Source organism: Shinella sp. M31, from assembly GCF_049199205.1.
Classification (GTDB): Bacteria; Pseudomonadota; Alphaproteobacteria; order Rhizobiales; family Rhizobiaceae; genus Shinella.
Window position 1 is genome coordinate 1 of record NZ_JBLZPH010000034.1, and the last position, 10069, is coordinate 10069.

9 protein-coding genes are annotated in these 10069 nt (G+C 63.5%); 3 read left to right on the forward strand and 6 right to left on the reverse strand.

Going from position 1 to position 10069, the window contains the following annotated elements; all coding sequences use genetic code 11:
- A partial coding sequence (locus tag ACOZKU_RS05400; RefSeq protein ID WP_421577989.1) for a TIM44-like domain-containing protein occupies nucleotides 1-238 on the forward strand: 238 nt, incomplete at its 5' end.
- Nucleotides 239-442: 204 nt separating this feature from the next.
- Here the strand turns inward: ACOZKU_RS05400 and ACOZKU_RS05405 are convergent.
- The 4 genes from ACOZKU_RS05405 to ACOZKU_RS05420 all read right to left on the reverse strand — a co-directional run bounded on the left by ACOZKU_RS05405 (nucleotide 443) and on the right by ACOZKU_RS05420 (nucleotide 4731).
- A complete protein-coding gene (locus ACOZKU_RS05405; RefSeq protein ID WP_421577990.1) occupies nucleotides 443-1060 on the reverse strand; it encodes an ABC-type transport auxiliary lipoprotein family protein in 618 nt (205 codons plus the stop codon).
- Nucleotides 1061-1287: 227 nt separating this feature from the next.
- Complete coding sequence (locus tag ACOZKU_RS05410) at nucleotides 1288-2658, reverse strand: MlaD family protein (protein ID WP_314094487.1); 1371 nt, start codon at nucleotides 2656-2658, stop codon at nucleotides 1288-1290.
- Nucleotides 2659-2719: 61 nt separating this feature from the next.
- The gene (locus ACOZKU_RS05415; RefSeq protein ID WP_314094485.1) at nucleotides 2720-3505 is read right to left on the reverse strand and encodes an ABC transporter ATP-binding protein; all 786 of its coding nucleotides are present in this window, start codon (nucleotides 3503-3505) and stop codon (nucleotides 2720-2722) included.
- An 8-nt stretch (nucleotides 3506-3513) separates the two neighbouring features.
- The gene (locus ACOZKU_RS05420; RefSeq protein WP_421577991.1) at nucleotides 3514-4731 is read right to left on the reverse strand and encodes an MlaE family lipid ABC transporter permease subunit; all 1218 of its coding nucleotides are present in this window, start codon (nucleotides 4729-4731) and stop codon (nucleotides 3514-3516) included.
- A gap of 70 nt (nucleotides 4732-4801) precedes the next feature.
- On the opposite strand from ACOZKU_RS05420, the gene dgcA reads away from it, so the two are divergent.
- Nucleotides 4802-5785 carry an N-acetyl-D-Glu racemase DgcA gene (gene dgcA, locus ACOZKU_RS05425; protein WP_421577992.1) on the forward strand — a complete coding sequence of 328 codons (984 nt, stop codon included), beginning with the start codon at nucleotides 4802-4804 and terminating at the stop codon, nucleotides 5783-5785.
- Here dgcA and ACOZKU_RS05430 read toward each other — a convergent pair.
- Together ACOZKU_RS05430 and ACOZKU_RS05435 are read right to left on the reverse strand one after the other, a co-directional pair.
- A complete protein-coding gene (locus ACOZKU_RS05430) occupies nucleotides 5755-6972 on the reverse strand; it encodes an MFS transporter (RefSeq protein ID WP_421577993.1) in 1218 nt (405 codons plus the stop codon). The two genes, dgcA and ACOZKU_RS05430, sit on opposite strands and share 31 nt — an antisense overlap.
- Before the next feature lie 210 nt (nucleotides 6973-7182).
- Nucleotides 7183-8019: a UDP-2,3-diacylglucosamine diphosphatase gene (locus ACOZKU_RS05435; RefSeq protein WP_421577994.1), complete on the reverse strand. Its 837-nt coding sequence runs from the start codon at nucleotides 8017-8019 to the stop codon at nucleotides 7183-7185.
- A 235-nt stretch (nucleotides 8020-8254) separates the two neighbouring features.
- Between ACOZKU_RS05435 and ACOZKU_RS05440 the strand changes: the two genes are divergently transcribed.
- On the forward strand, nucleotides 8255-10069 hold a 1815-nt coding region (locus ACOZKU_RS05440; RefSeq protein ID WP_421577995.1), incomplete at its 3' end, for a phosphate acyltransferase.

Below are 10069 nucleotides of genomic sequence, written 5' to 3' on the forward strand. Positions count from 1 at the left end.
CAGGGATATCCACCTCGTGCAGGGCGACGTGGCCGAAGCCTGGCGCGAAGGGTCGGATGAATATGCGACCGTCGCGATGCGCTACGAAAGCATCGACGTGATGCGCGACCGCGCGACCGGCCGCCTCGTTTCCGGCGACCCGGACACTCTCACGGAAGCCGTCGAGATCTGGACGTTCCTGCGCCGCAACGGCGGCGAGTGGAAGGTCTCGGCCATCCAGGGCGTCGCCGACGCCTGATTACGGAAGGCGGTAATTTATAAGCTGCCCCTCATCCGGCCTGCCGGCCACCTTCTCCCCGCATGCGGGGAGAAGGACAAGGAGGCTACGCTTCCTCCCTGCCGCAGCATCGACTTTCAGGAAAAGATCGGGCATCCTCTCCTTCTCCCCGCCTGCGGGGAGAAGGAGCCGGTAGGCGGATGAGGGGCTTTTACACCCGAAAAATCAGATCGTGGAGAGTGTCCAGCCGACGATATCCGCGGTCACGCGGGCAAAGGCCGCATCGAGCGCCTTCACGAAAGCCGGATTGCCCGTGCCGCTGACCGGCACCGTCGCACGAAAGACTTTTTGCGAGCGCACCGTGCCGTTGCGATCATTGAGCAACTTGGCCGAGATTTCCACCACGGCCGTATCCGCACCCGCCGCCTGCACCTCGAAGGACCTGATGTCGGTAACGAGCTGGTAATCGATCGCGAGGCCCTGCCCCGGCATGCCGACGCCGCCGAGGCGGCCGGTGTTTTCGAAGGCCTGCACCAGCTTGGCCTGCACCAGCTTGCTCAGGCTGTCGCTCCACTGCGCCTTGGCGAGATACTGGATTTCGGAAGGCGTCGGGCGGATGACGATCTGCTCGCTGTCGAGCGCCTTCAGGGCCGACGGCTGCGGCACGAGAAGCTGGCGGTTCTTGGCGGACGGGCTTTCGACGGCGCTCATCGCCGACAGGCTGAACGTATCGTTCTTGGCCGCCTTGCCGCCGCAGGCGACAAGCGTTGCCGCCAGAACGGCGATCAGGGCAGCGCGCGCCGCCGTTCCGTTCCGCAACAACTCGATACCCGATACTGTCATCTCGTCCTCAAAGCCACAGACTCAATGTCTAGCAGCGGCACACCAACAAGTCACGGCTGCGATGCCGGACAAATTCACGTCCGAAACATCCCGGCCGCCATTGTGGAAATACAGCCACACCTGCCGATTGGATCATCTCCGTTTTCTTCGAATCGCGGAGATACCCGTCGCTTTTATTTCTGCGCAATTCCGGACGCAAACCGCTGCGCACTTTTGCTGGAATTGCTTTAGCGTCGCGTGCGGCCGTCGTACTGCTTCACCGTCTCGCCGCCGAACAGCAGGCGCTGCGGATCGCGCTCGAAGCCCGAGATCGCGCTGTCGAGGTTCTGGATGGTGCGGCGCGTATCCTGCACCAGCGTTTCCACATCGCGCAGACCAGAGCCGGAAAAGCGCTGGAGGCCGTCGGCGATCGGCCCGATGCGGCCGTTCAGCGTATCGGCCGCCTGCTTGATCGATTGCAGCGTGGCCTTGGCCTCCGCGAAGAGCGATTCGGAATCCCCCTCACCCAGGAAACCGTCGAGCTTGGCGAGCACGCCATCGACGCGCGTCGAGGCGGCGTTCAGCTTGTTGGTCATCTGCTTCACGTCGGTGATGATCTGGTCGATATCCCCCTGACGCTCGCCGATGCGATTGGCAACGCCCGTCACCGAGGCGATCGCCTTGCGGGCATCGGCGCTTGCCACCGAGATATTGTCGATCGCGCCCGAGACCTTCTGCGTGTCGACGGCGGCAATCAGCGTATCGACCTTGTCGAGCGCCGCATTGGCATTCTTGCCGAACGTATCGAAGGTCTCGGCCGTCTTGCGGAAGCCCTCGACGGTCGTCTTCACGTCACCGGAGGCAGCCGCGATATCCTTGCTGATCTTGTCGACATTGCCGACGAAATCCTCGACCTTCTTGGGATCGACGGCCTTGATGAGGGAATCGACCGACGCGAGCGTCGAATCGAGCCGGCCGGAAAGATTGCGGAACGTTTCCGACAGGCCGCCGACGCTCTTCAGGAACTCGTCGATATTCTTGCCGTTGCGGGCAAGCGAATCGGAGAACTGCTCGGCATTGTTGATCGTCTTGGTCAGCGGTCCGCGCGCATCGGCGACAAAGCCCTGAATGTCTGTGATGGCGGCATCGGCGCGCTTCAGGATCTTGTCGGCAGTCGACAGGATATTGGTCACGCTCGACTGCTCGGCCTGCAGCACGGCGGCCGTCTCGGTGTCGAACGCCTTCTGGAGAATGTTCGGATCGGCAGCCATGCCGCCGGAAAGCTCGATATAGGCGGCTCCCGTCAGGCCCTGCACTTCAAGCACGGCGGTGGTCGACTGCTTGACCGGCGCGCTCGTCGCCACCTCGGTCATGGCGACGGAAAAGCGAGGGTCGTCCGCATCGATGGCAAGGCTGCGCACGGAGCCGACCGGAATACCGTTGAAGCGCACCGGCGAACCGATGCTCAGACCGTTGGCGGAGCCCGGAATGCGGATGGCGAGCTGCGCCATGTCGCCGCTGCGGCCATATTGCGACATCCAGTAGACGAAGCCGAAGGCGGCGGCCATCACGAGCACGGTGAAGAAACCGACGATGGCGTAGTTGGCTTTCGTTTCCATGCTTCAGGCTATCCCGCTCGCAGTTCCTATTCCGGGACCATCGCGGCTCCCGGACACTTGTTCACGCCTTCCGAACGATGGAGCGCGCACGTTTGCCCTTGAAATAGGACTGCACCCACGCATCGTCAAAGGCCAGCATGTCCTCGATCGTGCCTTCGACCATGACCTTCTTCTGCCCGAGCACGGCGATGCGGTCGCAAACCGAAAACAGGCTGTCGAGGTCGTGAGTCACCATATACACGGTCAATCCCAGGGTGTCGCGCAGTTTGGCGATCAGCTCATCGAATTCGGCCGCACCGATCGGGTCGAGACCGGAGGTCGGCTCGTCAAGGAAGACCAGCGCCGGATCGAGCGCGAGCGCGCGCGCCAGCGCCGCGCGCTTGATCATGCCGCCGGAGAGTTCGGACGGATATTTGTCGGCGGCTTCCGGGGCGAGACCGACTAGTTCGATCTTCAGCTTGGCTAGCTCGTCCATCATCGCCTGCGGCAGGTCGAGATATTCACGCATCGGCACCTGGATGTTCTCCTTCACCGTCAGTGAGGAGAACAGGGCGCCGTGCTGGAAAAGCACGCCGAGCTTCATGTCGAGCGCCAGACGCTGGGCTTGCGTCGCCTTGTCGAAATCCGTGCCGAAGATGCGGATATTGCCGGAGCGGCGCGGCAGGAGGCGCAGCACGGTGCGCATCAGCACCGACTTTCCGGTGCCGGAGGCGCCGACGAAACCGAGAATTTCGCCGCGATAGATATCGAGGTTCAGCCGGTCGAGCACGATATTGCTGCCGAAGCCCACGGTCAGATCCTTGACCGAGAGCACGACATTATCCTGTTTTTCAGCAGCCTGATCCATCTGTGCCCCTAGAAATCGATGGCTGCATAGAACATGGCGAAGAGACCGTCGACGAGGATGACGACGAAGATCGACTTCACCACGGCCGCCGTGACATGGCGTCCGAGCGATTCGGCACTGCCGCCGACCTTCAGGCCCTCCACCGAGGCCACGATACCGATGATCAGCGCCATGAAGGGCGCCTTGATCATGCCGGAAACCACGGTCGAGAGATCGATGGCTTCACGCAGGCGCGACAGGAACGTGTCGAAGGTGATGCCGGAATAGGCCCAGGCGACGCAGGCGGCGCCGAAAAGTGCAGCGAAGTTCGCAATGATGGTGAGCAGCGGCAGTGCGACGGTCAGCGCCACGAGCCGCGGGAAGACGAGCACGCCGACGGGGCTGAGGCCCATGACCTTCAGCGCATCGATTTCCTCGCGCATCTTCATCGAGCCGATCTCGGCGGTGATGGCACTTCCGGAGCGGCCGGCGATCATGATCGCGGTCAGGAGAACGCCGATTTCGCGCAGCTGCAGGATGCCGACGAGATCGACGACGAAGACTTCCGCCCCGAAATAGCGCAGCTGGAAGGCGCCCTGCTGGGCAATGATCGCGCCAATGAGGAAAGACATCAGCAGGATGATCGGCACGGCGCGCACGCCCATATGGTCGATCTGGTGTACGATCGCGGCCGGTGAAAGCCCGCTGCGGCGACCGAGCTTCAGCTGCGCGCCGCGCACCGCCGAGCCGAGAATGAACATGGCGGCGACCATATCCTCCCATGCATCCACCATGACGCGGCCGACCGGTGAGAAGACGCGCTCGAACAGCGTGACCCGCTTTGCCTTTTCCGTGCGCGGCTCGGCAAGCTTTTCAGGCAGGGCGGAAACGAGGTCGGCATAACGCTCGCCCTCGCCGTCTCTGAGATGCACCTCGGCGCCGCCGGATTGCCGCTCGGTGATGGCGCGGCGCAGCAGCCAGGCACCGGCCGTATCCATTTCGGAGACGTTACTGAGATCGACCTCCAGCGCACCGCCCTTGCCCCCGGCCATCTCGGCAAGGCGCTTGGCGCCGGCAACGGCGGTCGTGTTCACCCAATGGCCGGACAGGCGCCAAACCTCCCCGCCATTGTCCGGCAGGCTTTCGCTCTCGATATCGGCTGAGGGGCTGGCGGCTGTGGTCAAGTCTCTTGCATCTTTCCGTGCTTGCGGCACAACATGCGCCTGTCTTATCGGCTCGCCGGCCATCTGTCACCGAATGAACCGGCAAAAGCCCGTTTCCGCCTCGAATTTTTCGGGCCAGCCAGGATCCCGCCCCATGCACCGCAGATTGCGCGCAACCGCCGAAACCTTCCCGATTGCCGGGGCCTTCACGATTTCCCGCGGGGCCAAGACGACCGCCGAGGTGGTCGTCTGCGAAATCGAATCCTCCGGCCAGGTCGGCCGGGGCGAATGCGTGCCCTATGCCCGATACGGCGAATCGGTGCCCGGCGTGCTTTCCGCAATCGAAGAGATGCGCGGCGCCATCGAGGACAGCATCGGCCGCGAGGATCTTGCCCGCATCATGCCGGCCGGCGCGGCCCGCAACGCCATCGATTGCGCGCTCTGGGACCTCGAAGCGAAACTTTCGGGCGTGCCGACCTGGCAGGTCATCAACGCCGCAGCCCCGCAGAAACTCGTCACCGCCTATACGCTTTCGCTCGGCGCGCCCGAGGCCATGCAGCGCCAGGCCGCCGAACATGCCGGCCGCGCCCTGCTCAAGGTAAAAGTTGGCACGGCCGACGATGCCGCCCGCATCAGGGCCGTGCGTGCCGGCGCGCCCGACAGCGCGATCATCCTCGACGCCAACGAAGGCTGGACGCCCGAAAATCTCGCTTTTCACTTCGCCATTTGCGCAGAAAACCGCATCGCGCTCGTCGAACAGCCGCTGCCGGCTGCAAACGATTCGGCGCTTTCAGGCCATGTACGGCCGATCCCGGTCTGCGCGGATGAGAGCGTGCACCGCACGGAGGACGTGGCAAAGCTCGTCGACCGCTACGACGCGATCAACATCAAGCTCGACAAGGCGGGCGGTTTGACGGAGGCGCTGGCGCTGCGTGAAGCCGCCCGCGAACACGGGCTGAAGATCATGGTCGGCTGTATGGTCGGCACCTCGCTCGGCATGGCGCCTGCGGTGCTTCTGGCGCAGGGCGCTGATTTCGTCGATCTCGACGGCCCCCTGCTCTTGGCCCGCGACCGGGTGCCCGGCCTGCATTACGAGGGATCGTCGGTCTACCCGCCGGAAGCGACGCTCTGGGGCTGAAGACGCGCGGCGAAGACCCTGCCTGCCACGACGCAGGCGAGACCCGCCGCGGCGATGCAGGACATCAAATAGAAGCCGTGCACGCCATACCAGTTGAAAGCATAGCCTGACAGGAAGGTGGCGATTGCCGTGAAGATGCCGGTGTAGAAGTAGTAGAGCCCCTGCGCGGAGGCTTCCTGCTCTTCCGCCACCCGCTCCACGAGGCGGCTCTGCACGCTCATATGGATGATGGCATAGGTGAAGGCGTGCAGGCACTGCAGCACGAAATAGCCGGCGAAGGACATATCCATCGGGAAGAGGATCCAGCGCAGGACGGCAACGCAGCTGCCGACGATCATCATCGACCAAAGATTGAAGCGGCGGCGGAGCTGGACGGCGAACAGGAAGAACAGGATCTCCGCCATCACACCGGCGCTCCAGAGGATTCCGACATCCACGCCGCTGAAGCCCATTTTCTGCCAGTAGATCGCCGAGAAGGCAAAGAGCATGGCATGGCTGGAATTCACCAGCGCGGCGCCAATCAGCATGAATTGCACATCCGCTTGCCGCAGCGTGCTTTTCGTCGGCATGGTGGCGATCGCCGAGATCGGCGACGGCCGGCGCGGCTTGCCGACCCGCGGCGCGATCACTGCGCCGAGTACCGTCAGAACGAAGCCCACCGCCATCGCCGGCAGCACCATCGAGCCGCCATAAAGGCCGGCGAGCCAGCCGCCGATCATCGTCGCGAGGATGAAGGCGAGCGAGCCCCACAGGCGCATCCGGCCGTAATCGAAATTCCAACGCCGCACGCCCGACAGCATGATCGCCTCGGTGATCGGCACATAGGGCGAATAGACCGCGCCCTGCAGCGTGTAGAGCAGCAGCACCGGCCAGAACGATCCCGTCGCAAAGAGCGCGATCGCCGTCATGAGCGACATCACGGCCGACCAGGCCAGCATGATCGAACGCTCGCCGATTCGGTCGGCAATGACGCCGGCCACCGGTGCGGTGAAGACGCGCACGAACATCGGTACGGCCAGAATGATGCCGATCTGGAAATCGCTCATCGACAAGGTTTCGAGCCAGACGGGGAAGAACGGCAGGGCAATGCCGTTCACCATCATCGGCGCGCTGAAAACGAGGGCGATGCGCGCGACGAAGAACGGCGGCGCGCCTGATGTGACGGTGAACCCGGAAGGGGCGGTCATGGCGGGGAACCTGTCTTGGAACGCCCGCTCCAGAGCAATTCCAGCAAAAGTGCGAAGCGGTTTTGCGTCCGGAATTGCATAGAAACAAGAAGCGGGATCGTTTCCGCGATTCAACGAAACGTCGAAACGATCTAGCACGCCGATGTACGTACGCCAATCCGCTATTTCTGCCGGGTGATTTCGTGGCGGTCGCACCTCTGTCGCAAAATGTCAGGCGGCCTCTGCTCCTGCCGTTGCGATCACACCGAGACTGCGGCTGGCGATCGAAACGGGTTCGGGCACCGCCGTCAATGTCTGCCAGGTGATCAGCTCCATCTCGCCGTCGTGATGCTCGGCAATCGCCGTGCAGCTTTCCACCCAGTCGCCGCTGTTGATGTAACGGATGCCGTCGATCTCGGTGATGACGGCATGGTGGATATGGCCGCAGATGACGCCATCGGCATCGTTGCGGCGCGCTTCCTCGACGACCACCTTCTGGAATTCGCCGATGAAATTCACGGCCGACTTCACCTGCTGCTTGGCCCAGGACGAGAAGGACCAGTAAGGCAGCCCGAGGCGGCGGCGGATGGCGGCGAAAACGACGTTGATGGCAATCGCCGCGTCATAGGCCCAATCGCCGAGATAGGCGACGACGCGGGCATGGCGCACCACGACGTCGAACTCGTCGCCATGCAGCACCAGATAACGCTTGCCGTCGGCCGCCTCGTGGATCATGCGCTCGGCCACTTCGACGCCGCCGAAATGCGTGCCGGGGAAATCACGCAGGAATTCATCGTGATTGCCGGGGATGTAGATAATGCGCGTGCCCTTGCGCGCCTTGCGCAGGATTTTCTGCGTGACGTCGTTGAAGGACTGCGGCCAGTACCAGTTGCGCTTCAGCCGCCAGCCGTCGACGATGTCGCCGACGAGCACGATCGTCTCGGCCTCGTGGTGACGCAGGAAGTCGATCAGGAAGTCCGCCTTGGCCGCTTTCGATCCCAGATGCACATCCGAGATGAAGAGTGTGCGGAAATGGCGGACATTGGGGTCGGCAGGCGTCGGGGTCATGTGTTTCGTCTCCGGGTGGCCGGCCACCGCGTTCCGTTCGGGACCGGCGGCTTTCGTTCCGTTGAAAACCAGACTCCTGTTTCAAATTGATGACACACCTATGCCTTTTCCGTCCGCAAATAGGCATTGCACAGGCCGGCGAATGCGGCTTTATGGAAGGTTACGGAAACTTCACGTCGCGACGCGTTCGTGGCATGTGGAGCCGCAACCAAAACAGCATATGGCAGGAAACATCATGAGCACGGGTGACAAACCGAGGACGCAGAACGGCCCAGTCAGTGGCGACATCGACCAGCAGGCCCTGTTCTTCCACCGTCACCCCCGCCCCGGCAAGCTCGAGATCACCGCAACCAAGCCGCTCGGCAATCAGCGCGACCTGGCGCTTGCCTATTCGCCCGGCGTCGCCGCCCCCTGCCTCGCCATCCGCGACAACCCCGAGACGGCTGCCGACTACACCGCACGCGCCAATCTCGTCGCCGTCGTCTCGAATGGCACCGCTGTTCTCGGCCTCGGCAATATCGGCCCGCTCGCCTCCAAGCCGGTCATGGAAGGCAAGGCCGTCCTCTTCAAGAAATTCGCCGGGATCGACGTCTTCGACATCGAGATCGATGCCCCGACCGTTGATGAGATGGTCAATGTGGTCTCGGCGCTGGAGCCGACCTTCGGCGGCATCAACCTAGAGGACATCAAGGCGCCGGAATGTTTCGAGGTCGAGCGTCAGCTGCGCGAGAAGATGGACATCCCCGTCTTCCACGACGACCAGCACGGCACGGCCATCATCGTCGCGGCCGCCGTCCTGAACGGCTTGGAACTGGCCGGAAAGGCACTTTCCGAGGCGAAGATCGTCGCCTCCGGCGCCGGTGCTGCGGCGCTTGCCTGCCTCAACCAGCTCGTCTCGCTCGGCGCCAAAGTCGAGAACATCTGGGTGCACGATCTGGAAGGCCTCGTCTACAAGGGCCGCGAGGTCCTGATGGACCAGTGGAAGGCCGTCTATGCGCAGGAGACCGACAAGCGCGCGCTGTCCGAAAGCATCGACGGCGCCGACGTCTTCCTCGGCCTCTCCGCCGCCGGCGTGCTGAAGCCGGAACTGCTGACCCGCATGGCTGAAAATCCGCTGATCATGGCGCTCGCCAATCCGACGCCCGAAATCATGCCCGAAGAGGCGCGCGCCGTACGCCCGGACGCCATGATCTGCACCGGCCGCTCGGATTTCCCGAACCAGGTCAACAACGTCCTCTGCTTCCCCTATATCTTCCGCGGCGCGCTCGATTGCGGCGCACGCACGATCAACGAAGAGATGAAGATGGCCGCCGTGCGCGCCATCGCGGCGCTTGCCCGTGAGGAAGTCTCCGACGTCGCCGCCCGCGCCTATTCCGGCGATACGCCGAGCTTCGGCCCGAACTACCTGATCCCCTCGCCCTTCGACCAGCGCCTCATCCTGCGCATCGCGCCGGCCGTTGCCCGCGCGGCGGCAGAGACTGGCGTGGCGCTGCGCCCGATCACCGATTTCGATGCCTATCTCGACCAGCTCAACCGCTTCGTCTGGCGCTCCGGCTTCATCATGAAGCCGATCTTTGCTGCTGCGAAGAAGGCCGAGAAGAAGCGCGTGATCTTTGCCGAAGGCGAAGACGAGCGCGTGCTGCGCGCTGCCCAGATCCTGCTGGAGGAAAACACCGCGCTGCCGATCCTCATCGGTCGCCCGCAGATCATCGAAACGCGCCTCAAGCGCTACGGCCTGCGCGTGCGTCCGAATGTCGATTTCGAAGTGGTCAACCCGGAAGATGATCCGCGCTACCGCGACTATGTCGAGGAGTACCTGCGCCTCGTCGGCCGCAAGGGCGTCAACCCGGAAGCCGCCCGCACCATCGTGCGCACCAACCAGACCGTCATCGGCGCACTCGCCGTCAAGCGCGGCGATGCGGATGCCCTGATTTGCGGTGTCGAAGGTCGCTACGCACGCCATCTGCGCGATGTCAGCCAGATCATCGGCAAGAAGCCCGGCGTGCTCGATTTCTCAGGCCTCAGCCTGCTGATTTCGCAGCGCGGCGCG

Excerpts from the sequence above, each read along its gene's own strand:
- ACOZKU_RS05405 (WP_421577990.1), bottom strand. The coding sequence starts at position 1,060 with ATGACAGTATCGGGTATCGAGTTGTTGCGGAACGGAACGGCGGCGCGC.
- ACOZKU_RS05410 (WP_314094487.1), bottom strand. The coding sequence starts at position 2,658 with ATGGAAACGAAAGCCAACTACGCCATCGTCGGTTTCTTCACCGTGCTC.
- ACOZKU_RS05415 (WP_314094485.1), bottom strand. The coding sequence starts at position 3,505 with ATGGATCAGGCTGCTGAAAAACAGGATAATGTCGTGCTCTCGGTCAAG.
- ACOZKU_RS05420 (WP_421577991.1), bottom strand. The coding sequence starts at position 4,731 with ATGGCCGGCGAGCCGATAAGACAGGCGCATGTTGTGCCGCAAGCACGG.
- dgcA (WP_421577992.1), top strand. The coding sequence starts at position 4,802 with ATGCACCGCAGATTGCGCGCAACCGCCGAAACCTTCCCGATTGCCGGG.
- ACOZKU_RS05430 (WP_421577993.1), bottom strand. The coding sequence starts at position 6,972 with ATGACCGCCCCTTCCGGGTTCACCGTCACATCAGGCGCGCCGCCGTTC.
- ACOZKU_RS05435 (WP_421577994.1), bottom strand. The coding sequence starts at position 8,019 with ATGACCCCGACGCCTGCCGACCCCAATGTCCGCCATTTCCGCACACTC.